Annotated in this window: 18 protein-coding genes, 2 pseudogenes and 1 riboswitch; of the genes and pseudogenes, 7 read left to right on the forward strand and 13 right to left on the reverse strand. The window is 68.4% G+C overall.

What is annotated here, in order from left to right; genetic code table 11:
• Positions 1-203 precede the first annotated feature (203 nt).
• From EO139_RS06055 to EO139_RS06075, 5 genes are read left to right on the forward strand one after another with little or no spacing between them, the layout of a single operon-like run.
• Positions 204-1,430: a siderophore biosynthesis protein PvsA gene (locus EO139_RS06055; protein ID WP_126941869.1), complete on the forward strand. Its 1,227-nt coding sequence runs from the start codon at positions 204-206 to the stop codon at positions 1,428-1,430.
• Complete coding sequence (locus tag EO139_RS06060; protein WP_126969725.1) at positions 1,427-3,229, forward strand: IucA/IucC family protein; 1,803 nt, start codon at positions 1,427-1,429, stop codon at positions 3,227-3,229. Before EO139_RS06055 ends, EO139_RS06060 begins: the two co-directional genes overlap by 4 nt.
• Complete coding sequence (locus EO139_RS06065; RefSeq protein WP_126969727.1) at positions 3,226-4,431, forward strand: MFS transporter; 1,206 nt, start codon at positions 3,226-3,228, stop codon at positions 4,429-4,431. The genes EO139_RS06060 and EO139_RS06065 overlap by 4 nt, the downstream gene beginning before the upstream one ends.
• Positions 4,409-6,178, forward strand: a complete 1,770-nt coding sequence (locus EO139_RS06070; protein WP_126969729.1) for an IucA/IucC family protein — start codon at positions 4,409-4,411, stop codon at positions 6,176-6,178. Before EO139_RS06065 ends, EO139_RS06070 begins: the two co-directional genes overlap by 23 nt.
• The gene (locus tag EO139_RS06075) at positions 6,175-7,464 is read left to right on the forward strand and encodes a type III PLP-dependent enzyme (protein ID WP_126969731.1); all 1,290 of its coding nucleotides are present in this window, start codon (positions 6,175-6,177) and stop codon (positions 7,462-7,464) included. The genes EO139_RS06070 and EO139_RS06075 overlap by 4 nt, the downstream gene beginning before the upstream one ends.
• Here EO139_RS06075 and EO139_RS06080 read toward each other — a convergent pair.
• From EO139_RS06080 to EO139_RS06145, 13 genes and pseudogenes are all read right to left on the reverse strand, one after another.
• Positions 7,368-8,279, reverse strand: a complete 912-nt coding sequence (locus EO139_RS06080; protein ID WP_241235917.1) for a GyrI-like domain-containing protein — start codon at positions 8,277-8,279, stop codon at positions 7,368-7,370. The genes EO139_RS06075 and EO139_RS06080 overlap by 97 nt on opposite strands.
• 231 nt (positions 8,280-8,510) lie before the next feature.
• Positions 8,511-8,799: pseudogene (locus EO139_RS06085) on the reverse strand (histidine phosphatase family protein); the annotation flags it as partial.
• A gap of 8 nt (positions 8,800-8,807) precedes the next feature.
• Positions 8,808-9,854 carry a nicotinate-nucleotide--dimethylbenzimidazole phosphoribosyltransferase gene (gene cobT / locus EO139_RS06090; protein WP_104650231.1) on the reverse strand — a complete coding sequence of 349 codons (1,047 nt, stop codon included), beginning with the start codon at positions 9,852-9,854 and terminating at the stop codon, positions 8,808-8,810.
• Positions 9,851-10,062, reverse strand: a pseudogene (locus EO139_RS06095) (bifunctional adenosylcobinamide kinase/adenosylcobinamide-phosphate guanylyltransferase); the annotation flags it as partial. The gene cobT and the pseudogene EO139_RS06095, both read right to left, overlap by 4 nt.
• 97 nt (positions 10,063-10,159) lie before the next feature.
• A complete protein-coding gene (gene btuB, locus EO139_RS06100; RefSeq protein ID WP_126969733.1) occupies positions 10,160-12,037 on the reverse strand; it encodes a TonB-dependent vitamin B12 receptor in 1,878 nt (625 codons plus the stop codon).
• A 113-nt stretch (positions 12,038-12,150) separates the two neighbouring features.
• A riboswitch (cobalamin riboswitch) is annotated at positions 12,151-12,374 on the reverse strand.
• Between the two features lie 559 nt (positions 12,375-12,933).
• Positions 12,934-14,220, reverse strand: coding sequence for an aminotransferase class I/II-fold pyridoxal phosphate-dependent enzyme (locus EO139_RS06110; RefSeq protein ID WP_126969735.1), 1,287 nt, complete (start codon positions 14,218-14,220; stop codon positions 12,934-12,936).
• 209 nt (positions 14,221-14,429) lie between these two features.
• The gene (gene clpB, locus EO139_RS06115; protein ID WP_126969737.1) at positions 14,430-17,015 is read right to left on the reverse strand and encodes an ATP-dependent chaperone ClpB; all 2,586 of its coding nucleotides are present in this window, start codon (positions 17,013-17,015) and stop codon (positions 14,430-14,432) included.
• A 193-nt stretch (positions 17,016-17,208) separates the two neighbouring features.
• The gene (locus EO139_RS06120; RefSeq protein WP_126969739.1) at positions 17,209-18,027 is read right to left on the reverse strand and encodes an ATP-binding cassette domain-containing protein; all 819 of its coding nucleotides are present in this window, start codon (positions 18,025-18,027) and stop codon (positions 17,209-17,211) included.
• Positions 18,024-18,818: an aliphatic sulfonate ABC transporter permease SsuC gene (gene ssuC / locus EO139_RS06125; RefSeq protein ID WP_126969741.1), complete on the reverse strand. Its 795-nt coding sequence runs from the start codon at positions 18,816-18,818 to the stop codon at positions 18,024-18,026. The genes EO139_RS06120 and ssuC overlap by 4 nt, the downstream gene beginning before the upstream one ends.
• A gap of 108 nt (positions 18,819-18,926) precedes the next feature.
• Positions 18,927-19,910, reverse strand: a complete 984-nt coding sequence (locus tag EO139_RS06130) for an aliphatic sulfonate ABC transporter substrate-binding protein (RefSeq protein WP_126969743.1) — start codon at positions 19,908-19,910, stop codon at positions 18,927-18,929.
• Between the two features lie 11 nt (positions 19,911-19,921).
• Positions 19,922-20,962, reverse strand: a complete 1,041-nt coding sequence (gene mgrA / locus EO139_RS06135) for an L-glyceraldehyde 3-phosphate reductase (RefSeq protein ID WP_126969745.1) — start codon at positions 20,960-20,962, stop codon at positions 19,922-19,924.
• Positions 20,963-20,978: 16 nt separating this feature from the next.
• Positions 20,979-22,307, reverse strand: coding sequence for an LLM class flavin-dependent oxidoreductase (locus EO139_RS06140; RefSeq protein WP_104583628.1), 1,329 nt, complete (start codon positions 22,305-22,307; stop codon positions 20,979-20,981).
• A gap of 64 nt (positions 22,308-22,371) precedes the next feature.
• Positions 22,372-24,627: a TonB-dependent receptor gene (locus EO139_RS06145; RefSeq protein WP_241235918.1), complete on the reverse strand. Its 2,256-nt coding sequence runs from the start codon at positions 24,625-24,627 to the stop codon at positions 22,372-22,374.
• 268 nt (positions 24,628-24,895) lie between these two features.
• Here EO139_RS06145 and EO139_RS06150 point away from each other — a divergent pair, with 268 nt between their 5' ends.
• Positions 24,896-25,204, forward strand: a complete 309-nt coding sequence (locus EO139_RS06150; RefSeq protein ID WP_126969747.1) for a GIY-YIG nuclease family protein — start codon at positions 24,896-24,898, stop codon at positions 25,202-25,204.
• Between the two features lie 45 nt (positions 25,205-25,249).
• On the forward strand, positions 25,250-25,957 hold the full coding sequence (locus tag EO139_RS06155; protein WP_126946740.1) for a glutathione S-transferase: 708 nt from the start codon (positions 25,250-25,252) through the stop codon (positions 25,955-25,957).
• The last annotated feature ends 10 nt before the right edge of the window (positions 25,958-25,967 follow it).

The following is a 25,967-nucleotide window of genomic DNA, read 5'->3' on the forward strand; positions in this document are numbered from 1 at the left end:
GACGTACAGGGGCGTCGGTCGGCTGACGGCAACGGCGCTCGCGCTGGCGCGCGCCGCAGACATGACTGCGTGCATGAGGCACGCATCCCTGCCGCAGCATGCGGCATGCGATCACCGTATCGCAGGCCACCCACCGCCATCGCGGCGCCAGGCAGCCCGTTTCAGTACCGGTTTTTCCACCGTCCTGTTGAACGAGAGCTGCCATGACTGCGACATCCGCTGCACCGTTGGTGATCCTCACCCATGTCTGCCATCCGGCCATCACCGAGGGCTTCCTGCCGGCCGCGCATGCGCTCGGCCTGCCGGTATGGCTGCTGACCGATCACCGACTCGATCACCTGAGCCATTTCCGCGAGCACCCCGCGCATGCGCCGCAGCGGGTGATCGAATGCGATGTGTTCAACCCGCTCGGCGTGCTGGATGCGTTGCACGACGCCGATGTGTCACCGCGCGCAGTGTTCAGCAACAGCGATCATCTGCAGACCAGCACGGCGCTGGTCGCAGCGGGTCTTGGCCTGCCCGGCAAGGACTGGCAGGTCTGTTACGCGGCCAAGAACAAGGCGGCGATGCGTCAGCGCCTGCGCGCGCATGGACTGCCATCACCGTGGTTCTGCACGCTGGCGCCGGGTGCGGCGTTGCCGGCCGGCATTCCGTGGCCGGTGGTGGCCAAGCCGCGCGAGGGCGTGGCCAGTGTGGATGTGCGCCACTGCGCAGACGCCGCACAGTTGCAGGCCTATCTGGACGATGTGTGGCAGCGCCATCCGCAGCGCACCGTGCTGCTGGAAGGCATGCTGGAAGGGGCGCTGTTCACGCTGGAAACGCTGGGCGACGGCCGCACCCTGCAGGCGCTGGGCGGCTTCCAGGTGCGGCTGTCGCCGCCGCCGCATTTCGTGGAATGCGAGGCGCAGTGGGATGCCCGCGTGGACACGCCGGTGATTGCGCAGGCGCTGCAACAGCTGCGCAGCTTCGGTGTCGGCTTCGGGTTGTGCCATAGCGAATTCATCCTCACCAATGACGGCCCGGTGCTGGTGGAGATCAACTACCGCAGCATCGGCGACCGCCGCGAATTCCTGCTCGACGACATGTTCGGCAGGCAGTGGTTCACCGCCGCGCTGGCACCGCACCTGGGCCTGCCGCTGCCGCAGCTGCGCTGCGATCGCGCCCATGCCTTGCTGCGTTACTACGTGGCCGAGCAGGACGGCGAGCTGGTGGCCGCCAGCGAAGACCGCCGCCACCACGATGCGCACAGCGACGTGCACTACCGGCGCATGCGTGCGCCCGGCGAGCGCATCCGCCTGAGCCATTCCAACAAGGATTACCTGGGTGTGCTGAGCGCAGTAGCCAGCGATGCACAGGCGCTGCAACAGGCGGTGGTGCATGCCGAAGCGGGACTGCAATGGCGGATCGATGGCGCGGAGCTGCGCGCATGAGCAGCGCCGCCGACCAGCGCTACATCGCCACCCGCATCATCGATGCCTGCCTGCGCGAGGACCTGCGTGGGATCGCCTCGCGCGGCAGCGCCGCCACACCCGAGGCAAGCGTGCTGGCGGCATGGACCGACCCCAGCCCGGTGGAGGGCTGGTGGCGCATCGCACACCTGCCCGCTGGCACGCTGTGGTTGCCGATCCATCGGCAGGGCTATCTGCAGGACATCGGTGCCTGCGGCGACAGCTGGATCGTGCAGAGCGCCGATGGCACGCATGTCGAACGCGGTGCGCAGGCCTGGCTGCAGCGCATCAGCGCGCAACTGGACGTGGAGACGCAACAGCTGCATCGCGCCTATGCCGAAGAAGCCGAGTGCGCCGCCGCCCACCTGGGCCTGGCGCGGCAGGCCTTCGATGCCCAGGCACCTGCGTTGCTCAACGCATTGCAGCATCCGGATGCAGCCGAGCGTGCGTATCGCTGCGATCAACTGGCCAGCTACCGCGACCATCCGTTCTATCCGACCGCACGCGCCAAGGCCGGGCTGGAGGCCTCGGAACTGCGCGATTACGCGCCCGAGTTCGCGCCCAGCTTCGCGCTGCGCTGGCTGGCGATTCCGCGGGCGCAGGTCAGCTGCACCGGCGCCGCGCCGGACGAGCTGTGGCCGGACTTCGCCACGCTGGGCCTGGCACCCGAACTGGCCGACACGCACGTTGCCTGGCCGGTGCATCCGCTGGTGTGGGCGCGGCTGGAGCAGGATGGGTTTGCGTTGCCGGCGGGCAGCCTGCGCGCGCCGCAGGCCTGGCTACAGGTGCGCCCCAGCCTGTCGGTGCGCACGCTGGTGCCACTGCAGCATCCGCAGTTGCATCTCAAGCTGCCGATCCCGATGCGCACGCTGGGCGCGCTCAACCTGCGCCTGATCAAGCCCTCCACGCTGTACGACGGTCACTGGCTGGAGCGCGCACTGCGCCGCATCGATGCGCGGGATCCTGCACTGCGCGGCCGCTGCGTGTTCGTGGACGAATCGCACGGCGGGCACGTGGGACAGGCGCGCCACCTGGCCTATCTGCTGCGGCGCTACCCACCGCTGGACGACGCCACGCTGGTGCCGGTGGCCGCGCTGTGCGCGCTCTTGCCGGACGGCCGGCCAATGGCAATCCATCTGGCCGAGCGCTTTGCGCACGGCGATGTGCTCGGCTGGTGGCGCGAGCACACCGAGCTGATGCTGGCGGTGCATCTGCGCCTGTGGCTGCGCTACGGCATCGCGCTGGAAGCCAATCAGCAGAACAGCGTGCTGGTGTATGCCGATGGCCAGGCGACGCGGCTGCTGATGAAGGACAACGACGCCGCGCGCATCGCGCTGCCACAACTGCGCGCACAGCTGCCGGATCTGGACGCGTTGGGTCCGCTGCACGATGCGCGCATCGCGGTGGACGAACCGCATGCCCTGGCGCGGATGTTCTGCACCATCGTGCTGCAGCTGGACCTGCAGGCGGTGCTGGAAGGCCTGGCCGAGTGGCAGCCCGCGCTGCGCGCGCCACTGTACGCGCAGTTGCAGACGCAGTTTGCAGCGACGCTGGCGCAGCTGGACCGCGACGGCATCGACACCGGCCCCGCACGCCGCCTGCTGGCCGCACCGCGGCTGCCGGTGAAGTACCTGCTCAGCGCCGGCAGCCTGCTCAGCAAACAGCTGACCGGTGCGAGCGACATCAACAAGTTCTACGGCGATAGCGCGCCCAATCCCTTCGGCGCCGCCTTCGCCGGCGCACAGCAGATGCCGCGCCAACAGGCGGGTGCCCCGCGATGAAGCGCATCCTGGGCCCGGTGCTGGCGGCGCACTACCTGGCCGCCTTCACCGCACTGGGCATGCCGTTGTTTCTGCCGCAGGTGCTGGCCGAACTGGCGCCTTCGGCGGCGGTTGGCTGGAGCGGCGTGCTGTACGTATTGCCGACGCTGTGCACCGCGTTGACGGCCGGCACCTGGGGGCGCCTGGCCGACCGCTATGGACGCAAGCGTTCGTTGCTGCGTGCGCAGCTGGGCCTGGCGCTGGGCTTTGCGATCGCCGGCTTTGCGCCGTCGCTGAGCTGGCTGGTGATCGGCCTGATCGTGCAAGGCACCTGCGGCGGCTCGCTGGCGGCGGCCAATGCGTACCTGGCCAGCCAGCCGCAGGCCGGCCCGCTGGCGCGCGCGCTCGACTGGACGCAGTACTCGGCACGCCTGGCGATGGTCAGCGCGCCGGCGTTGCTGGGCCTGGCAGTGGCGCTTGGCCCGGCGCAGTCGCTGTATCGCGCGCTTGCGCTGTTGCCGCTGCTGGCGTGCGCGCTGACCTGGCGCCTGCCGGCCGACCGGCCTGCGGTGCGGCCGGCAGCGTCCCCTGCGCGGTCAACACCCTCCGCAGACGCTGCCGCGTCGCTGTCGGCGTCAGCACGGACCGCCACGACGGCCAGCGCCCTGTGGCCGGCGTTGCTGGTCGCGCAATTCCTGTTCTGCTTCGCGATGGTGGTGACCTTCCCCTACTTCATCCCGTATGCGCTGGCGCGCGGTGCCGGCCACGATGCGCTGGCCGGCCTGCTCTACAGCCTGCCGCACCTGGTCTACCTGGTGGTGCTGCCGTGGTGGCGGCGCGGCGATGGCGACGCCTGGCTGGTGCCCGGCCTGGTGCTGTTTGCGGTGGCCTGCCTGTGGCAGGCGCTGTTGCACGACGCCGTCGCATTGGCAGCGGCGCGGCTGTTGTTCGGCCTGGGCATGTTGTTCGGCCTGCGCGGGCTCAACCGCCGCCTGGCGCAGGTCGCCAGCGGGCATGGCGCCGGGCGCCTGTTCGGCCGCTTCGACGCCTGCGGCAAATGGGCCGGCGTGTTTGCCGGTGCCGCTGCCGGCGCGCTGACCCAGGCGGCCGGCCCCGCCACCCCCTTCCTGGCTGCCGCGCTGGCTGCGGCGGCCGCTGCGCTCACCGTCCTGGTGCGCTTCCCTTCGAGGAGATCGACCGATGTCGCCGCACACGATGCATGACCCCTGGTACGACAGCATGGCCGACGCGCAGGCCTGCAGTTGCTGGTTGAACTGCTACCTGCGCGAGTTCGCGATTCCGCAACGCGCCGTGGACTTCGATTATCGCGGCCTGGATCGGCCCGGCCCGCGCGTGGCCGAGCAGCGCTGGCTGCGGATCGATCTGGGCGATGCCGGTGTGCTGTGCGTGCGCATTGCCTACGCCGATCGCCTGGGCCGCTGCCGCTTTGCCTTCACGCCGTTCCTCAAGGGCGCGGGACAACCGTGGCAGAGCCTGGACGCGCATGCCCTGGCGCGCTGCCTGATGCAGGCGCTGGGCAGCACGCAGGCGGTCAATCCGGAACTGCTCGCGCAAAGCGCCAACAGCGTGGCGGTCACCGCTGCGTTATTGAGACAGGCGCACCGCACCGCGCCGACCGGCGAGGCGATGATCGACGCCGAACAATCGATGCTGTGGGGGCATGCCCTGCATCCCACGCCCAAGAGCCGCGAAGGCGTCGACCTGGCGCAGGTGCTGGCCTGCGCGCCGGAAGCGCGCGCCGCGTTCCAGCTGTTCTGGTTCCGCATCGACCCACGGCTGCTGCGCATGCAGGGCCGCGATGTGCGCGCGAGCCTGCGCCAGCTCTCCGGCGACGACGACCTGTATCCCTGTCATCCGTGGGAAGCGCAGCGCCTGCTCGACGATCCGTTGCTGCGCACCCTGCAGGGGCGCGGCCTGATCACGCCGGTCGGTGCGCTGGGCGACGCCCTGCGGCCCACCTCGTCGGTGCGCACGCTGTATCACCCGGAGCTGGACTATTTCCTCAAATGCTCGGTGCATGTGCGCCTGACCAACTGCGTGCGCAAGAACGCCTGGTACGAGCTGGAAAGTGCGGTCGCGCTGACCGAGCTGCTGGCGCCGAGCTGGCGTGCGTTGGCAGCGCAGGTGCCGGGCTTCGACGTGATGCTGGAGCCTGCGGCGACCTCGCTGGAGGTCGCCCAGCTCGATCCCGCCCTGCACGATGCCGACCCGTTGGCGGCGCGTGGCCTGTCGGAGAGCTTCGGCATCCTGTACCGGCAGACCCTGACTGCCGCGCAGCGGGCGCGGTGGCAGCCGCAGGTGGCCGCGGCCTTGTTCACCTGCGATGCGCAGGGCAACAGCGTGTGTGCGTCCAGGCTGCAGGCATTGGGTGGCGCGCAGCTGGATCGCCACACCGCCACGCTGCTGTGGTTCCGCGCCTATGCCGGCCTGCTGCTGGATGGCGTATGGAGCGCGCTGTTCCAGCACGGCATTGCGCTGGAACCGCATCTGCAGAACACCGTGATCGGGTTTGCCGACGGCTGGCCGACGCGGGTGTGGATCCGCGACCTGGAAGGCACCAAGCTGCTCGCGCACCACTGGCCTGCCACGCGCTTGCAGGGTGTGGGCGAACGCGCGCGGCAATCGCTGTACTACACGCCGGAACAGGGCTGGAATCGCGTGGCGTACTGCGCGCTGGTCAACAATCTGGCCGAGGCGATCTTCCACCTGAGCGAAGGCGATGCCGTGCTGGACGCGCGCCTGTGGCAATGCGTGGGCGAGCTCGCCGCGCGCTGGCAGCAGCGCCATGGCGCGCAGGCCGCACTACAGGGCCTGCTCGAGGGCGCGCCGCTGCCCGGCAAGAACAACCTGGGCACGCGGCTGTGGCAACGCGCCGACCGCCAATCCGACTACACCGCGCTGCCCAACCCGATTCCACGCAGCGCGGCGACACGGCGGGTGGCGGCATGAGCCTGCGCATCGATGGTGACGCAGTGATGCAGGCATTGCCGGGCATCCGCAACCAAAGCGATGGCCCGCTGTGCGCCTACGTCTACGACCTGGCCGCTCTGGATGCGCATGCGGCATGGATGCGCGCGCAGCTGCCCGAAGCGTGCGAACTGTTCTACGCGGCCAAGGCCAATGCGGAGCCACCGATCCTGCAAACGCTCGCCCCGCACGTGGATGGCTTCGAGGCGGCCTCCGGCGGCGAACTGGCCTGGCTGCATCGGCAACAACCCCAGGCCGCGTTGTTGTTCGGCGGCCCGGGCAAGCTCGATGCCGAACTGGCCCAGGCCGCCGCACTGCCCGACTGCACCGTGCATGTGGAAAGCCTGGGCGAGCTGGAACGCCTGGCCGCGATCGCGGCGCAGGCCGGCCGCTGCGTGCCGGTATTCCTGCGCATGAACATCGCCGTGCCCGGTGCGCAGAGCACGCGCCTGATGATGGGCGGGCAGCCCTCGCCGTTCGGCCTGGACCCGGACGATCTGGATGCGGCGATCCAGCGCCTGCGGACCAGCCCCTCGCTGCGGCTGGAGGGCTTCCATTTCCACCTGATGTCGCACCAGCGCGACGCCGGCGCGCAGCTGCATCTGATCGCCGCCTACCTGCGCACCGTGCAGCAGTGGCGGCAACGCTATGGGCTCGGCCCGTTGCGGGTGAATGCCGGCGGCGGCTTCGGGGTGGATTATCTGGCGCCGGAATCCTCGTTCGACTGGGCCGGCTTCTGCGCCGGCCTGCCTGGCTTGCTGCGTGAACACGGCCAGGCGCTGCGCCTGCGGCTGGAGCCCGGCCGTTATGTCAGCGCCAGCTGCGGCTGGTACCTGATGGACGTGCTGGACCTCAAGCGCAGCCACGGCGCGTGGTTTGCGATCGCCCGCGGCGGCACCCATCACTTCCGCACCCCGGCCGCGCAGGGGCACGATCACCCCTTCCGTGTGCTGCGTGGCGCGCATGCCCCGGTGCTGCGCGACACCCCGGTCACCCTGGTCGGGCAGCTGTGCACGCCCAAGGACGTGCTGGCGCGCAACCAGCACGTCGCCGCGCTGGCACCGGGCGACTGCCTGGCCTTCCCGCTGGCCGGCGCATATGCCTGGAATATTTCGCACCAGCAGTTCCTGATGCATCCGCCGCCGCAGATGGTGTTCCTGCCGGCGGCGGCTCAGGCGGCGGCAACGGCGTCGGTCGAAGGCTGGACCGGCACGCGGATGTCTGCACGCAACGCTGCCTCTGCCACTGCTTCCGGGTCGTCAAGGTAGAGGTAATGCAGCGGCGCGGCGCGCAAGACGTAGCCGCTGTGTGGTAACCATTGCGCGAGCAGAAGGTCCAGTGCGTCTTCGATACCGGCATACGCACCGATGTGTCGCAACACCGCATGCGTGCCGCCGTCGAGCCGGCGCAGTTGCAGCGGCGCGGGCGGTGCCAGGGCGGCGTCGATGACCATGCCGCATTCGAACAGGTGCCGATGCGCCGGCATGTCGCGGTGGTCGCTGAGCGGCAGGCCGATCAAGGACTGCAGTTGCGCGATCACACCGACCCGCTCGGCCCAGGCCGCGATGCGGCCGAAGCCACGGTCCAGGTCGTCGAAGGCGCCACGCTGGCGCAACACCACCACTTCCAGCGGATCGAGCACCTGCACCAGCACCTGCAGGGGCGCGCCGGACACCTGCGGCGGCACCGAGGGCCTGGCCAGCTGCTGCAGTTTCTGCGCGCGCACGGCGGGCGCGTTGCGCAAGCTGCTCGGGCTGGCCTGCAGCACGGTGCGAAACGCGCGTGCCAGCGCCTGCGGGGTGTGATAGCCCACCGCCAGCGCCACCTCGGTGACCGATGTCGCCTGCTCGCCCAGCAGATGCAGCGCATGACTCAGGCGCAGCCGCGCGATGGTCTGCCCCAGGGTTTCGCCGGCCAGTGCGCGATAGACCCGATGAAAATGATGCGGCGATTGCTGCGCCACTGCCGCCAATGCGGCCAGGTCCGGCAGCGGTTCGCCGGCGCGGATGCGGGCCTGCAGATGGGCGACGACGCGCTCGACGCTGCGCTGGCGGTTGAAGACGACCGAGGTGGCTGCTGGCATGGGCGGTTCCTGATGGGCGGCCCCAGCATCGCGCAGATCGGCGCCGCCTGCGGTCCCGATCTTGCGCAGTGTCGGTGGCGCGCCCTGGCGCAGACAGCGCGCCGCAGGCGTCCACGTTGAAACGGCCTGGCTGCGGCGCGTGCGCCGGATGCACGTCACCGTCGATAGGCGGTGCGGCCCCGCCAGGAACACCCCGTATGCTCAGCTCGCTTGCAACGCCAGGGACTGGATGCGCCCCAGCGCGGCGCCGTCAGCGCGATCGATGTCGGCCGCCGGCGGGCCCTGCCAGTGGCCGAAGGGATACCTGCGCAACCCCGGATCCGGCTGCAGCGGCAGCGCGCGCGCTGGCCAGTTCGATGACGAACAAGGCACAGCGCTGCAGCGTCGAGGCGACCACCGCGCCCCATGCGCGGTCGGCGGTGGCCGCGCGCAGTTGCTGCCAGCCCGGTGCAGCGAGCGGGTCGTCGAGCTGGCCACGGCCGCTGCGCTGACCGGTGTGGCCGTCGCGCAGCACGCCGATCTACGCACTCATGCGTCGGACACGCCGGCTTCGGCAAAGGTCGCCATGCCGTTGTGCAAGGCGCAGGCATGGCGCAACAGCGGAATCGCCACCGCTGCGCCGCTGGCCTCGCCCAGGCGTAGATCCAGCTGCAGCAGCGGTTCGGCGTCGAGTGCGCGCAGCAAGGCGGCATGGCCGCGCTCCTGCGAGCGATGCCCGAACAGCAGCCATTCGCGCACGCCGCCATTGAGATGGGTGGCGACCAGCGCTGCGGCGGTGCTGATGAAGCCATCCACCAGCACCGGAATCCCGGCCTGCGCCGCGGCGATGTAGGCGCCGACCAACGCGGCGATCTCGAAGCCGCCCAACCGGCGCAGCCGCTCCAGCGCGGTGGAGGCATCGGCATGCAAGGCCAGCGCACGGGTGATCACGGTGGCCTTGTGGGCGATGCCCTCGGCATCCAGCCCGGTACCGGCACCGGCCATCGCCTGCGGAAACTGCGACAGCAGCGCGCAGCCCAGTGCCGCGGCCGAGGTGGTGTTGCCGATGCCCATTTCGCCACCGACAAACAGCTGCGTGTCGCAACTTCTTGCCTGCGCAACGCTTTCGGCGCCTGCGGCCAGTGCATCGCGCAACTGGGTGGAGGTCATCGCCGGCTGCTCGCAGATGTTGGCGCTGGCTGGCGCGATCCAGGCACGCCGCACCCGCGGCAACTCGCCCGGGTCGTTGACCACGCCCAGGTTCACCACTTCCAGGCGTGCACCGAGTTCGCGCGCCAGCACCGCGATGGCGGCGCCGCCCCGGGCGAAATTACGCACCATCTCGCCGGTGACCGCCTGCGGAAACGCAGACACGCCTTCTGCGGCGACCCCGTGGTCGGCGGCATATACCGCGATCCAGACCCGCTGCACGGTGGGGTGTTCGTTGCGCTGCCAGGCCGCCAGTTGCACCGCCAGCTGTTCCAGCCGGCCCAGCGCGCCGGGCGGCTTGGTCAGTTGTTCCTGCCGCGCCAGCGCAGCCGCGCGTACGCGCGCGTCCGGCATCGCGCAGGCACCATGGATCCAATCGCTTGTCACACCACCTCTCCCGTCAGAACCATCGGCACACCTGCCACACCAGCACCACAGGCTCGCACTGTAGCGCCAATGCCTGGTGCAGCCGGCCGGCCTGATCGACAAATCGACGCGTCAGTTCGCCCACCGGCACGCTGCCCTGCCCCACCTGGTTGCTGACCGGCACGATCCGCCCCGGCAGTTGCGGCAGGGTGGCGAGCAGGGCCTCGCGCCTGCGCCCGAATCTGCCACTGCGTGTCTTCCAGGACCCGCGTCGGTGCCCGGCGCGCGAGGCCGCTCAGCGGCCATCGCCGGTGCACCAGCCGCGCTTACTGCGCGGCTTGATACCGCAGGGTCAGCAGATAATTGCGCCCCGGCTGCGCATACCAGCGTGCGGTTTCGTACTGGCGGTCGAACACGTTGTTGGCAGTGAGCGAGACCTTCCAGTCGGCAGTCACTGCATAGCTCACGCGTAGATCCAGCAAGCCGTAACCGGCCAGGCGCTCGGTGTTGGCCAGATCGTCGAACCGCTTGCCGGAGCCGAACAGGCTCGCGCCGACGCCGAATGCCCCGACGCTGCGGTCCGCATCGATGCGCCCGCTCTGCCGCGCACGCCGCGGCAGCCAGTTGCCTTGATTGATGCCGCCATCGGCTTCCGGCTGCAGCCAGGTCAAGGCGCTGCGCACGGTCCAGCCGGCCAGCTCGGTGTCGTAGCCGGCTTCCACGCCGCGGATGCGCGCCCGGTCGATGTTGTTCGGCTGCCCGAACGGATGCGCCGCATCCACCAGCGCCGCGTCGTAGGCGATCAGGTCGTCGATGCGGGTCTGGAACGCGCGCAGCGTCCAGGTGCCCCAGTCGTAGCTGCCGCGCAGGCCGAGCTCGGCGCTTCGGGAGGTTTCCGGCCCCAGCAACGGATTGCCGAAATCGGGGTAATACAACTCGTTGAAGGTCGGCGCCTTGAACGCGGTGCCGTAACTGGCGGTCAGGCGCAGATGCTCGGCAACATCCCAGCCCCACAGCAGGCTGCCGGTGGTCTTGCCGCCGAACTGGCTGTTGTCGTTGCGACGCAGGCTGGCCTGCACCGACTGCGTACCGAAACTTTGCTGCCACTGCGCGAATGCGGCGCGGTCGATGCGGCTGTCGGCATTGTACGTGTCGCTGCTGGCGATGGCATCGCGCTGCCAATCGAAGCCGACCGTGAGCAGGCCCGCACCGGCAGCGATATCGGCCTGCAACGCGCCCTGCTTGCGGCGGGTGTCATAGGTGGACACATACGCACCGTCGTAATACGCATCGCTGAAGTCGGAACTGCTGCCGACGCTGGCGGTGAGCTTGAGCGCATCGGTGGGCGCATAACGCACGCGGCCGCCGACCGCCTGCTGCACGCCCTTGGACAGGTTGCCGCCGAAAGCCGAGCCGTCGTATTCGTTGCGGCTCTGCGCGCGCAGGCCGTGCACGTCGGCATCCCACTGGCGATTGAGGCGCCAGCCGCCCTGCAAGCTCAACGAATCGTTGCGGTAGCCATCGCGATCCGGATCGTAGTCGCTGGAGCTGGTGTCCAGATACGCGTTGATGCCATCGGTTTCGTCATGCACCGCGTTGGCCGAGTACCAGCCACCGCGCTCACTCGGATCGCCCTCACTCCGCCCGGCCACGCCCGCGCTATAGCGGCGCGCATTGTCGCTGCCGGCCGCCGCGCTGAAGGTCGGCACGAAGCGGCCTTGCGGGCGGCGGGTAAAGATCTGGATCACCCCGCCCAGCGCCTCGGAACCGTACAGGCTGGAGAACGGGCCACGCACGATTTCGATGCGCTCGATCTGCTCGATCGGCACGTCCTGCAACGCCGCGCCGCCCGAGGTGGCCGAGCCGATGCGCACGCCATCGATCAACACCACCACCTGGTCGGATTCGGTGCCGCGCAGGAACAGCGAGGTCGGCTTGCCCGGGCCGCCGTTGTTGGCCAGCGCCACGCCGGCCTCGCCACGCAGCAGGTCCTGCAGTGAATTGACCTGGCGACGCTCGATCTGCGCGCGGTCGATCACCGTGACCGGCGCCAGCGTCTGGTCCTGGGTCTGCGCAGTGCGCGAGGCGGTGACCACGACCTGGTCGAGATCGATGGCAGCCTCGGCGTGGGCCAGGTGGGCCACGCACAGCGACAGCCCTGCGGCCAGCACCGCACGACGCGGCAAAACGGAAGAAAGGGACATCGACTGCTGCTCCTGGAACCGCGCCTACCCGCGCGGGGGCAATGGGGCGGCAGGCAGCAACGGGCCAGGCGTCCAACGCGCAGCGCCAGACGAGCAAGGCCACGCCCACCGCGTGCCGGTTCAATCCCTCAGGCCGGTCTCCGGGCTCGCGAGTGGAAGCCTGCGCCTCCGATGCCGCGCCTTCCCATGCGACTGCACAGTGGCGTAATGCGGCACCTGACCTCGCCCACCGTTGCGGGGGCAGCTCCGGCATTGCAGCTCGCCAAGGCGATCTACGCACCGGATTCCCGTTTAAACAACCGCAACTGCGGCAGTCACCTCAGGGGCGCGCATGGTAGCAGGATTGGCCAGGGGCACCGGCGCGCTCTGGCAACCGGCCAGGCGCCGCGCGTCGGCACGCCCCAAATCCAGCCACGCGTCGGTGGGGTGCTGGAATTTCCCAGGGCATGGAAGCAACGCGCCGAGGCGGCAGCGCGGGCGCACCAAGGCGCAGGTGAAGCTGGCGCGCAACCCGTGCATTGGTGCCCAACAGTAACGGGAGCTTCAAATCACGCGTTGCCGGCTTGTTCAAGGTTTCCAGGGCATGGAAGCGACGTGCCGAGGCGGCAGCGTGGCCGGGGATTGGCGGAGAGCGGCACACGGATGTGCCGCGGCGGCGAGTCAGACAGGATGTCTGACCGAGCCGAGGAGCCAGTCCCCGGCCGCGCTGCCGCCCCTACCGAAGCCAGTACCCACAGGCATCGTGCATCGCCGTACCCACTCCCACTCCGCGCCCCGGCCCGCGCCAGCAGCGCGGGCGCACCAAGGCGCAGGTGAAGCTGGCAAGCAGCCCGTGCCTTGGTGCCCCGAAGAGAGCGAGGCTCTGCGTTCCTGCGCTTAAAGGCGGGCGTACAACCTCATGCTCCCTGCAGCGCCTGCTCCAGATCGGCCAGCAGATCGTCGATGTGTTCGATGCCGATCGACAGCCGCACGGTGTCTTCACTGACGCCGGCATGTTCCAGCTCGGCCGGGCCCAGCTGACGGTGCGTGGTCGATGCCGGGTGCGTGGCCAGCGACTTCGCATCGCCGATGTTCACCAGCCGCGTGAACAACTGCAGCGCATCCAGAAAACGCGCGCCTGCCGCACGACCGCCGGGCAGGCCGAAGGTCAGCACGCCCGAGCCATGCCCGCCCAGATACTTCTGCGCCAATGCATGCTCCGGATGATCCGGCAGCGCGGCGTAATTGACCCAGGCAACCCGCGCGTGCTGCTGCAGATAGGTTGCTATTGCCAGCGTGTTGGCATTGATGCGCTCCATCCGTAGCGGCAGCGTTTCGATGCCTTGCAGGATCAGGAACGCATTGAACGGCGACAACGCCGCGCCGGTATTGCGCAGCGGCACCACGCGCGCACGGCCGATGTAGGCGGCATCGCCCAGCGCTTCGGTGTACACCACGCCGTGATAGCTCACGTCCGGCTCGTTGAGGCGTGGAAACCGCTGCTTGTGCTCCGCCCACGGAAAGCGCCCGCTGTCCACGATCGCCCCGCCGATGCTGTTGCCATGGCCGCCCAGATACTTGGTCAGCGAATGCACCACGATGTCGGCACCGAACTCGATCGGCCGCAGCAGCGACGGCGTGGCTACGGTGTTGTCCACGATCAGCGGCACGCCGTGCGCGTGCGCCACTGCCGCCACCGCCTCGATATCGGTGATGTTGCCGCGCGGGTTGCCGATCGACTCGACGAACACCGCCTTGGTGCGTTCATCGATCAAGCCGGCAAACGCCTGCGGATCGCGATAGTCGGCAAAGCGCGTGCCGATGCCGAACTGCGGCAGGGTATGCGCGAACAGATTGTAGGTGCCGCCATACAACGCACTGGAGGAGACGATGTTGTCGCCGGCCTCGGCAATGGTCTGGATCGCATAGGTCACCGCAGCCTGCCCCGACGCCAGCGCCAACGCGCCAATGCCGCCTTCCAGCGCAGCCACGCGCTGCTCCAGCACGTCATTGGTCGGATTCATGATGCGGCTGTAGATATTGCCCTGCACCTTGAGGTCGAACAGGTCTGCGCCATGCTGGGTATCGTCGAATGCGTAGGCGACGGTCTGGTAGATCGGCACCGCCACCGCCCGCGTGGTGGGATCTGGCTGATAGCCGCCGTGCACGGCGATGGTTTCGGGCTTCCACTGCGGATCGGTCATGGCGCGGCTCGCTCGGACAGGAGTGCCGACCATAGCCGGCCTTGCGCGCGTGTCTGCAAACCAGCGGTGATGACCTTATGCCACCACGTTGTGAGCACAACGATGCGCCGCATGTGCCATCCACATCACGCAAACGGGCACTGCCTGCGCAGTGCCCGTTGCTTGCTTCAAACGCGACCAGCGATGCGGCGCACAACCGATGCCGGCTCTCAGCCCTTGGTGAACACCAGGCGCCCGCCTTCAGCGCGCACTTGCACGGTGTCGCCGCTGAGGTAATGCCCCGACAGGATCTGCTGCGCCAGCGGGTTTTCCACCTGCGACTGGATCGCGCGCTTGAGCGGGCGCGCGCCATACACCGGGTCGAAACCGACATTGCCCAGCAATTCCAGCGCCGCATCGTCCAGGTCCAGCTTGAGGCCGCGCTCGGACAGGCGTTTTTCCAGCCCATGCAACTGGATGCGCGCGATCGACTTGATCTGCGCCTTGTCCAGCGGATGGAACACCACGATGTCGTCCAGCCGGTTGATGAACTCCGGGCGGAAATGCGCCTGCACCACGCCCATCACCGCCGCCTTCATCTGCGTGTAGGCCTCGGCGCTGCCGTCGCCGGACAGCTCCTGGATCTGGTGCGAGCCCAGGTTGGAAGTCATCACGATGACGGTATTGCGGAAGTCCACCGTGCGGCCCTGGCCATCGGTGAGGCGGCCGTCGTCGAGCACCTGCAGCAGGATGTTGAAGACATCGGCATGCGCCTTTTCCACCTCGTCCAGCAGGATCAGCGAATACGGACGCCGACGCACCGCCTCGGTCAGATAGCCGCCTTCCTCGTAGCCCACGTAGCCCGGGGGCGCACCGATCAGGCGCGACACCGAATGCTTCTCCATGAACTCGCTCATGTCGATGCGGATCATGGCCTCGGTGCTGTCGAACAGGAAGTCCGCCAGCGCCTTGCACAACTCGGTCTTGCCCACGCCGGTGGGACCTAAGAACAGGAACGAGCCGCTCGGGCGATTGGGATCGGACAGGCCGGCGCGCGAACGCCGCACCGCGTCGGAGACGACCTTGATCGCCTCGTTCTGCCCGACCACGCGCTGGTGCAGTTCCTCTTCCATGCGCAGCAGTTTGTCGCGCTCGCCTTCGAGCATTTTGTTGACCGGGATCCCGGTCCAGCGCGACACCACCTCGGCGATTTCCTCGGCGGTGACGCGGTCCTGCACCAGCTTGAAGTCGTGGTGTTCGACCTCGTTGGCCAGCGCCATCTGCTTTTCCAGCTGCGGCAGCACGCCGTACTGGATCTCGCTCATCTTGGCGTAGTCCTGGCGCCGTTGCGCCGCTTCCAGTTCCAGCTTGGCGTGCTCGATCTGCTCCTTGACCTTGGTGGTGCCCTGCAACGCGGCCTTTTCCGACTTCCACAACTCGTTGAGGTCGTAGAACTCGCGCTCGAGCTTGTCGATGTCGGTTTCCAGATCGGCCAGGCGCTGACGCGAAGCGTCGTCCTTTTCCTTCTTCAGCATCTCGCGCTGGATCTTGAGCTGGATCAGGCGGCGCTCCAGGCGATCCAGTTCCTCCGGCTTGGAGTCGATCTCCATGCGGATACGCGAGGCTGCCTCGTCCATCAAATCGATGGCCTTGTCCGGCAGCTGGCGGTCGGTGATGTAGCGGTTGGACAGGGTGGCGGCGGCGACGATCGCCGGGTCGGTGATTTCCACGCCGTGATGCACCGCGTAGCGTTCCTTCAAGCCGCGCAGGATCGCGATGGTGTCCTCCACCGTCGGCTCGCCCACGAACACCTTCTGGAAGCGCCGCTCCAGCGCAGCGTCCTTCTCGATGTACTTGCGGTATTCGTCCAGCGTGGTGGCGCCGATGCAGTGCAGCTCGCCACGCGCCAGCGCCGGCTTGAGCATGTTGCCGGCGTCCATCGCGCCATCGGCCTTGCCGGCGCCGACCATGGTGTGCAGCTCGTCGATGAACAGGATGATCTGGCCCTCGTTCTTGGACAGATCGCTGAGCACCGCCTTCAGGCGTTCTTCGAACTCGCCGCGGAACTTGGCGCCGGCAATCAACGCGCCCATGTCCAGCGACAGCACGCGCTTGCCGCGCAGGCCTTCGGGCACTTCGCCGTTGATGATGCGCTGGGCCAGGCCCTCGACAATGGCGGTCTTGCCCACGCCCGGTTCGCCGATCAGCACCGGGTTGTTCTTGGTGCGCCGCTGCAACACCTGGATGGTGCGGCGAATTTCTTCGTCGCGGCCGATCACCGGATCGAGCTTGCCGCTCTCCGCGCGCGCAGTCAGGTCGATGGTGTATTTTTCCAGCGCCTGGCGTTGTTCCTCGGCGTTTTCCGACTGCACGGTCTCGCCGCCGCGCAGCTTGTCGATGGCCGCTTCGATCTTCTTCTTGTCGCCACCGGCCGCCCGCAGGGCCACGCCCAGCGGGCTGGCATCGTCGGCGGCCGCCAGCACGAACCACTCGCTGGCGATGAACGCATCGCCATGTTGCTGGGACAGCTTGTCGGTCTGGTTGAGCAGGCGGTTGAGATCGTTGCCGATCGACAGGTTGCCTTCCTGCCCGGAGACCTTGGGCAGCGTGTCCAGCGCCTCGCCCAGCCGCTCGCGCAGCAGCGGCACGTTGACGCCGGCCTGCGACAGCAGCGGGCGCGTGCTGCCGCCGCTCTGGTCGAGCAGCGCGGCCAGCACGTGCACCGGCTCGATGATGTTGTGGTCGCGGCCCACGGCCAGCGACTGCGCGTCGGCCAGCGCCTGCTGGAACCGCGAGGTGAGCTTGTCCATCCGCATGGGGAGAATCCTCTGAACTGGTGGCCGGCGACGCCGACGATACCGTGCAGATGCGGCTGCCGTGCGGGGTTTCAAGGTGTGGCGGCTGCGCGGGCGCCGATGCGGGCACCAGGACCGGCTCCTATCCGTTGCATGAGATGCGCGGTATGGGCTCGCACAGTGGCCTGAGCGACCCAGGCCCACCGGCAAACCGTCAGATGATCCGCCGGAGAGACAAAGGTGCAGGCATGGCACCCTCCTGCTCCTCAGCAGGAGTGTCCGCGCCCGCTGGCGCCACCACGTCCGGCGTCCGCAGCAGGCGCGCCAGCACCTGCGCCTGGATTGCCGCCAGGGCCGGCGCGCCGGGTGCACGCGGATGCGGGACCGGCACCGGCAGATCCAGGCCGACCTGGCCGTGTTCGATCAGCACGATGCGATCGGCCAGCGCACTGGCCTCGGCCACGTCGTGGGTCACCAGCACCAGGGTGAAGCCATGCTGCCGCCACAACTGCACGATCAGCTGCTGCATCTCGATGCGCGTCAACGCATCCAGCGCGCCCAGCGGTTCGTCCAGCAGCAACAGCCGCGGCCGATGCACCAGCGCACGCGCCAGGGCCACGCGCTGGCGCTGGCCGCCGGACAGCGTCGCCGGCCAGTCGCCGCCACGCGAGCCCAGCCCCACCGCGTCCAGCGCCACCTGTGCCTGCGCACGCCCGGCACGCCCCAGGCCCAGCGCCACGTTGTCGATCACGCGCTTCCACGGCAGCAGCCGTGCGTCCTGGAACATCAGCCGCACCGTATCGCGCTGCGCCGCCAGCGCGGCATTACCGCTGTCGACGGTGCCGGTCTCGGCCGTCTCCAGCCCGGCGATCACCCGCAGCAAGGTGCTCTTGCCGCAGCCGCTGCGCCCGACCACCGCCACACATGCGCCGGGTGCGACGTCCAGGTCGATGCCGCGCAACACGGCGCTATCGCCGTAGCGCTTGCCGATGCCGCGCAAGCGCAGCGGCAGGCCGGTGTCGGTCGCGCTCATCGGCGCAGCTCCGCACGCTGTTGCTGCGCCGGATGCCAGCCCAGCCACCAGGCTTCCAGTCCGCGTGCGGCCAGATCGGCCAGCTTGCCGAGCAGTGCATACAACACGATGGCGACCACCACGATGTCGGTCTGCAGAAACTCGCGCGCGTTGGTCGCCAGATAGCCGATACCGGAACTGGCGGAAATGGTTTCGGCCACGATCAGGGTCAGCCACATCAGCCCCAACGCAAAGCGCAAGCCGACCAGGATCGACGGCAATGCGCCGGGCAACAACACATCGACGAACAGCTGCGGCCCGCGCAAGCCGTAATTGCGCGCCATCTCGATCAAGGCCGGGTCCACGCTGCGGATGCCGTGGTAGGTATTGAGGTAGATCGGGAAGAACGTGCCCAATGCCACCAGGAACAGCTTGGCGCCCTCGTCGATGCCGAACCACAGGATCACCAGCGGAATCAGCGCCAGATGCGGCACGTTGCGCAGCATCTGCAGGCTGCTGTCGAGCAGGCGCTCGGCCACCCGCGACACGCCGGTCGGCAGGCCCAGCGCAAAGCCGATGCTGCCGCCGATGGCCAGGCCCACGGCCGCACGCCAGCTGCTGATGGCCAGGTGTTGCCACAACTCGCCACTGCGCACCAAGGTGACTGCCGCGCGCAGCACCGCGTCCGGCGCAGGCAGGATGCGCTGCGGCAACCAGCCGCCGGAGGCCGCGACCTGCCAGGCCACCAGCAAGGCCAGCGGCAACACCCAGGGCACCAGTGCATTGCCCAGACGCTGCAGGCGGCTACGCATCGCGCAACCGTGGTGTGGTGGCAGGGCCTCGACGCGACGGCGCGCATCTGCCCGTTGCCGATGTCCGGCACGCGTCCGCACCTGCGCGTGTGCTGCGGCTTGCGCGCATCACTTGCCCCCCGCCGGCTTGCCCGCCGTTTGCGCGGCGGCCGCCGCGGGCGCACGCCATACCGCCGGCGCCACCAGCACGCGCTTGGGCAACAGGCGCTGCGCGTAGAACAGATCGGCAGTGGCCTGCTGCGCCTTGACGACCTCGGCGCTGAGCGGCTGCACGCTGGCCGGCGGGCGGTGCGTCAGCGTGCGCTCGACCACCGCGGGCGACAGCCCGCTGACCTGCGCCAGCACCTTGATGCTGCCGGCGCGGTCGCGCTCCAGCAAGCCATCGGCCTGGTTGAGCGTGCCCATCACCTGCTGCACGAACGGACCCCAGGCGGTGGCGTAACGGCGCGAGGACAGGAAGAACCCGCCGGTCAGCCCCAGCCCTTCGCCGTTGGCGAGCAGGCGTGCGCTGCCATCCAGCGTCAGTGCCGAATACCACGGGTCCCAGATCGCCCAGGCATCCACCTGCCCGGCCGCGAACGCCGCACGTGCGTTGGCCGGCGACAGATACAAGGGCGTGATGTCGCGCATGCTCAGGCCGGACTTGGCCAACAGCCGCAGCAGCAGGTTGTGCGCACTGGAGCCTTTCTGGAAGGCAACCCGCTTGCCCTTGAGGTCGGCCACACGCCGCAGCGAGCTGCTGGCCGGCACCAGGATGGTCTCGGCCTTGGGCGTGGGCGGCACCCAGCCCACGTACAGCAGGTCGGCACCGGCGGCCTGCGCGAACAGCGGCGGAATGTCACCGGCACCGCCCAGGTCGATGCTGCCTACGTTCAGGGCTTCCAGCAGCTGCGGGCCGGCCGGGAACTCCACCCAGCTGATCCTGGTGCGCGGGAAGCGCTGCTCCAGCAACCGATGCTGCTTGGCCAGCACCAGGCTGGACACCGCTTTCTGATAGCCGATACGCAGCTGCGCCGGCTCGGCGGCCGTTGCGGGTTGCAGCCACGCGATGCCGAACAACAGCAACGCAGCAAACAAAAAACGGTAGCGCATCGGCGTGTTCCTCATTGCCAATCGGTGGACGGTTTTTCCCAGAGGTTCACGCCACCCTCGACCGCAAAGCGATCGATCTCGGCCAGCTCGTCCGCACTGAACTCGGTCGTCTGCAAGGCCGCGACGTTTTCAATCAACTGCTCCGGGCGGCTGGCGCCCAGCAATGCCGAGCTCACCCGCTGGTCGCGCAGCACCCAGGCCAAGGCCAGCTGCGCCAGGCTCTGCCCACGCCGCTGCGCGATCGCCTCCAGCCCGCGTGCGCGTTGCAGGTTGTCCTCGGACAGATGTTCCGGCCGCAGCGAGTCGCCACCAGGCCGGTTCACCCGCGCATCGCCGGGCACGCCATTGAGGTACTTGCCGGTCAACAGGCCCTGCGCCAGTGGCGTGAAGGCGATGACCCCGGCGCCGACCTCCTCGGTTGCGTCGAACAATTCGTGCTCGGCCCAGCGATTGAACAGGTTGTAGGCCGGCTGATGGATCAACAACGGCACCTTCCACTCGCGCAACAACGCGGCGATTTCGCGCGTGCGCGCCGCCGAATACGACGACACGCCCACATACAGCGCCTTGCCCTGCTGCACCGCGCTGGCCAGTGCACCGGCGGTCTCTTCCAGCGGCGTGTCCGCATCGAAGCGGTGCGAGTAGAAGATGTCCACGTAGTCCACGCCCAGGCGTTGCAGGCTCTGGTCCAGGCTGGACAGCAGGTACTTGCGCGAACTGCCGCCCTGCCCGTACGGGCCCGGCCACATGTCCCAGCCGGCCTTGGTGGAGAGGATCAATTCATCGCGATACGGCCTGAAGTCTTCACGCAGCAGGCGGCCAAAGTTGATTTCCGCGCTGCCATACGGCGGGCCGTAGTTGTTGGCCAGATCGAAATGGGTGATGCCCAGGTCGAAGGCAGTACGCAGCAATGCGCGCTGCGTGTCGATCGGCGTGCTGTCGCCGAAGTTGTGCCACAGGCCCAGCGACAGCGCAGGCAGGACAAGACCGCTGCGGCCGACACGGCGGTAGGCGATACGGTCGTAACGATCGGGGTGTGCGAGATAGGTCATCAGGGTATCCGGTGAGTCAGCGTGCGCTGAAGCGATTGACGGGGCGTGCCAGCCCCAGATGATCGCGCAAGGTGCGCCCGGCATATTCACGCCGGAACAGTCCACGCCGCTGCAGCTCGGGCACCACGTGCGTGGCCACATCGGCCAGGCCGCCGGGCAGATGGGGTACCAGCACGTTGAAGCCGTCGGCGGCGCCCTGCTCGAACCAGGCCTGCAGCTCGTCGGCAATCTGCGTGGGCGTGCCGATCAGGCTGTAATGCCCGCGCCCGCCTGCGATGCGCCGGCCGAGCTGGGCAATGCTCAGTTGCTCCTGCCCGGCCAGCTCGGTGAACAACTGCTGGCGACTGCGTTGCCCGGTTTCGGTGAGCGGCAACTCCGGCAACGGGCCATCGGGCGGATAGCCGGACAGGTCGAAATTGCCCAGCATGCGCGACAGCAGCGCGATGCCGACCTCCGGCTCCACCAGCGCCTGGAACTGCTCGAACTTTTCCTGCGCCTCGGCCTGGCTCTGCCCGACCACGATGAACACACCCGGCATCACCTTCAACGCATCGCGCGAACGCCCGAACTGTTCCAGCCGCCCCTTGATGTCGGCATAAAATGCCTGCGCCTTGGCCAGCGACGATTGCGCGGTGAACACCACCTCGGCCGTTTCCGCCGCCAGCGCGCGCCCGGGCTCGGACGAGCCGGCCTGCACCAGCACCGGATGCCCCTGCGGCGCACGCGCGATGTTGAGCGGGCCGCGGACCTGGAAGTGCGCGCCGCGATGATCCAGCACATGCAACCGCGCCGGATCGTAGTGCACGCCGGCGGCGGTATCGGCGATGAAGGCATCGTCGTCCCAGCTGTCCCACAGCCCCGCGACCACCTGCTGGAATTCGCGCGCCCGCGCATAGCGCTCGGCATGCACGTAATGCGCGTCGCGGTTGAAGTTCAATGCTTCGTCGGCGGCATCGGAAGTGACCAGATTCCAGCCGGCACGCCCGCCGGACAGATGGTCCAGCGAGGCGAACTTGCGCGCCACGTGGTACGGCTCATTGTAGCTGGTGGTCATGGTGGCAATCAGGCCGATACGCTCGCTCACCACCGCCAGCGCGCTCAGCAGCGTGAGCGGCTCGAACAGGCTGGAGCGCGCCATCCGCGATGCCACCGGCCCACCGGCCGCAGCCAGGCTGTCGGCGACGAACACCGCATCGAACCTGGCGGCCTCGGCGATGCGCACCATCTCACGGTAGTGATCGAACACCAGCGGATCGGCACTGGCCTGCGGATGCCGCCACGCGGCCACGTGATGGCCGGTGGCCATCAGGAACGCCCCGAGCGAGAGCTGTCGTGCGGCGCTCATCGCAATCCACCGTGCGTCGCGCCTGCATGGCTCGGATCACTCTCGAAACACATCACAAACATCGTCAAAAATCCTTGTGCAATTGCAGCCCGACATAACGCTGGTCGTCACGCGGCACCAGTCGGTACACGTTGCCGGTGGCATTGGCCAATAGCGGCGCATACGCGCGGTCGCCGAGATTGCGGCCGAGCACCGCCACCCGCCAGCCATGCGCATCGTCGGCCAGCGCGATGCTGGCGTTCCAGATCGCATACGGGCCCTGGACGGTTTGCGGGGTCTGGCTGAGGTCGTACTGCACGCTGTCCTGCCAGCTCACGTCGCCGCTGAATTCCAGCGCCAGGCTGCCGCGCAGCGGCACCCGATACCCGACGCGCAGATTGCCCTTCCAGTCCGGCGAAAACGGCAGCGGCCTGCCGTCGACATTGCAGTTGGCCGCGGCGGCGGCGGGGCAGGCAAACCGCTGGATGCGCGCCTGCGTGTAGGCCAGCGAGCCGGCCAGGCTGAGCCGCTCGGTGGGCCGATACTCCAGGTCCAGCTCCAGGCCCTGCGTGCGCACCTGCCCGGCGTTGATCAGGCGCGTCACCACCTGCCCGGCCACGGTGTCGAAGAAGTTGGCCTGGTAGTTGGCGTACTCGGTATGGAACAGCGCCACGTTCGCACTGAGGCGATCGTCCAGTGCACGCGCCTTCAGGCCGAGTTCCCAGGCGTTGGAGGTTTCCGGCTTCAGCGCCGGCGTATCGCGCGGCTGCATGTTGAAGAACACGTTGTAGGCCGGGCCCTTGTAGCCGCGCGAATAGGTGAGGTAACCGGTGGTCTGCGCATCGACGTCGTATTGCAGGCCGATGCGGCCGGACACGCCGTTTTCCGCGGTGCTGCCACTGCTCGCCGTAGACGGCTGGATGCCGGTAACCGCGGCTGCGGAGCTGGACACGCGCTGGTGCCGGTAGTCGAGCGTGTCGCGGGTAAAGCGTGCGCCCAGCAGCGCCCGCAGGTCCGGGCGCCAATGCCAGGTCGCCTCGCCGAACGCGGCATAGGTTTGCGCGCGGGTGGCGTAATCGGCCACGCCCACGTTGCTGGCGGTGGGCGTCGTCACCGTGCGGCGATAGGTTTCGTCGTTGCGCGCATGCAGGTAATACAGCCCGGCCACCGCTTCCACCGCGCGGTCGCGCGGGGTCTGCAGGCGCAATTCCTGCGAATACTGCGTGTACCCCAGGTCGCCACGGTCGTGCGAGGACGGAAGCGCCGCGCTGCGTTGCGCGGTGCGATCGCCGTCCTGGAACTGGGTGTTGTCCCACTGCCGCCACGCGCTGATCGAGGTCAGCAGCGCATCGCCGAGCTGCTGGTCCAGCTGCAGCGAGACGCCCTTGTTGATGTCGTCCAGCTGCGTGCGGTAATCGCTGTTGATCTGCCGGTTGTCGGCGCTGGCGACAACCGGTGCCAGCGCCGCGGCGAAGTCCGCACGCGTGCTGGCAACCACCACCCCGCTGGGCGCATCGCTGTGCGATTGCAGGTAGTCGGCGAGCAGCGTCGCGTTCAAGCCGGGGGTCGGGGTCAGGTCCAGCCGCAGCCGCGCGCCGGAGCGTCGGTAGCCGTTGACGGTCTGGCCGTCGGCCACATTGCGCACATTGCCGCCGTACTCGGCCCACAACGTCGACACGCTGGCCTTGAGCAGCTCCGGCACCAGCGTGCCGCCAACACTGGCACGCACGCGGTCTTCGTCGCCGCCACCGAAGTGCGAATAATCGACATAGCCGCCAAACAGTTCCGGCGCCGGCTTGCTGACGATATTGAGCACGCCGGCCGAGGCGTTCTTGCCGAACAAGGTGCCCTGCGGCCCGCGCAGGACTTCGATGCGCTCGACATCGAGCAGGTCCAGCGTGGCCTGGCCTGGACGCCCCAGCACCACCCCGTCGATCACCGTGGCCACGCTGGGCTCGACGCCCGGCGAGGTGGAAATGGTGCCCACGCCACGCAGGAACAACGAGGTGTCCTTGTTGGAGGCACCAGTGCGGAAGGTCAGGCTGGGCACCAGGGCCGGCAGGTCGGCCACGCTGTTGCGGTTTTCGCGCTCAAGCGTCTCGCCCTGGACCACCGATACCGCCACCGGCACCTGCTGCAAGGTGGTTTCGCGGCGCGTGGCGGTCACGGTGACCGCACCCAGGGTCTGCGCGGCGCGCTCCGGCGTCGCGGCAGCCTCGCCCACCTCATCGGCCAGCACCGGCGTAACCGCCCATGCCAGACTCCACGCCAACACCTGCGGCCTGGCCAACCATCTCGAAGCAGCGAGGATCCTTGCAGGGGTCCGGTGTCGCGCGGGCATGTACGTCCTTTCGTGGCGTCGGCTGTCTTGCAGCAGCGTGGGGAACTGCGAGTCGGCGAGCGTTGTGCATGCACGGCGACCCTTGCGCAGCGCAAGCCAAAACGGCGCTGCAATGCAGTAGCGCATGCTGTTTGCAGCTGGCTCAAGCGTCAAATAACCAATGTTCAGATGGTTATTCACTCACGCGTCGCCGCGTGCCGGTCATCCATGCCCGGCGCGCGCCAAGACCCTCGCTGCACGACACCCGGCCAGCAGCGATAATGGGCACATGGATGCACCCAAGCCCTGGCACCTCTACCTGCTGCTGTGCCGCAACGGCAGCTATTACGCCGGCATCACCAACGATCTGGAACGGCGCTTTCAGGCACACCTGCGTGGCACCGGCGCGCGCTATACACGTGCACATCCGCCGCTGGAACTGCTTGCCAGCCATCCATATGCGGACCGCGCCGCCGCCTCGCGCGCGGAGTGGCAGCTCAAGCAACAACCGCGCGCGCGCAAGCTGACCTGGCTGCTGGCACAACCGCACGGCGGTACCGAGTCACAGCCCGCTGACGCCTCGATCACGCCCGCCTAGCCGCGCGGTTTCTATGGTGTAGCGCTGTCAATCGCGGAGCAGCACATGCACTACCAGCTCTACTACTGGACCGGCCTGCAAGGCCGCGGCGAATTCGTCCGCCTCGCACTGGAAGATGCCGGTGCCGACTACACCGACGTGGCGCGCGTGGAAGGCGATGAGGTGATGAATGCCTTTCTGGAAGGCAACCAGCCCGGCGCGCAGCCGTTTGCGCCGCCCTTCCTCAAGGCTGGCGATACGGTGGTTGCGCAGGTTGGGGCCATCCTGCATGTCATCGGGCCACAACTGCAGCTGGTACCCGACTCGGACGCGCAGCGCATCCAGGCATTGCAGTTGCAGCTGACCATCGCCGACCTGGTGGCCGAGGTGCACGACAGCCATCATCCGATCGCCACCGGCCTGTATTACGAAGATCAGAAAGCCGAGGCAGCCAAGCGCGCCAAGGACCTGCGCGACAATCGCCTGCCCAAGTTCCTGGGCTACTTCGAACAGGTGCTGCAACAGGCCGGCGGCACCCATGTGCTGGGCACGCACTCGTACGTGGACCTGTCGCTGTTCCAGTTGGTCAGCGGATTGGAGTACATGTTCCCCAAGCGCATGAAGACACTATCGGCCGATCTTCCCGGCCTGAAGGCCTTGCAGCAACGCGTGGCCGCGCGCCCGCGCATCGCGGCCTATCTCGCATCCGAACGACGCGTGGCGTTCAATACCAATGGCATCTTCCGCCACTATCCGGAACTGGATGCGGCGTAAGTAATGGCGG

Origin of the sequence: Xanthomonas sp. BRIP62411 (assembly GCF_003993525.1) — a bacterium.
Lineage (GTDB): Bacteria > Pseudomonadota > Gammaproteobacteria > Xanthomonadales > Xanthomonadaceae > Xanthomonas > Xanthomonas euroxanthea.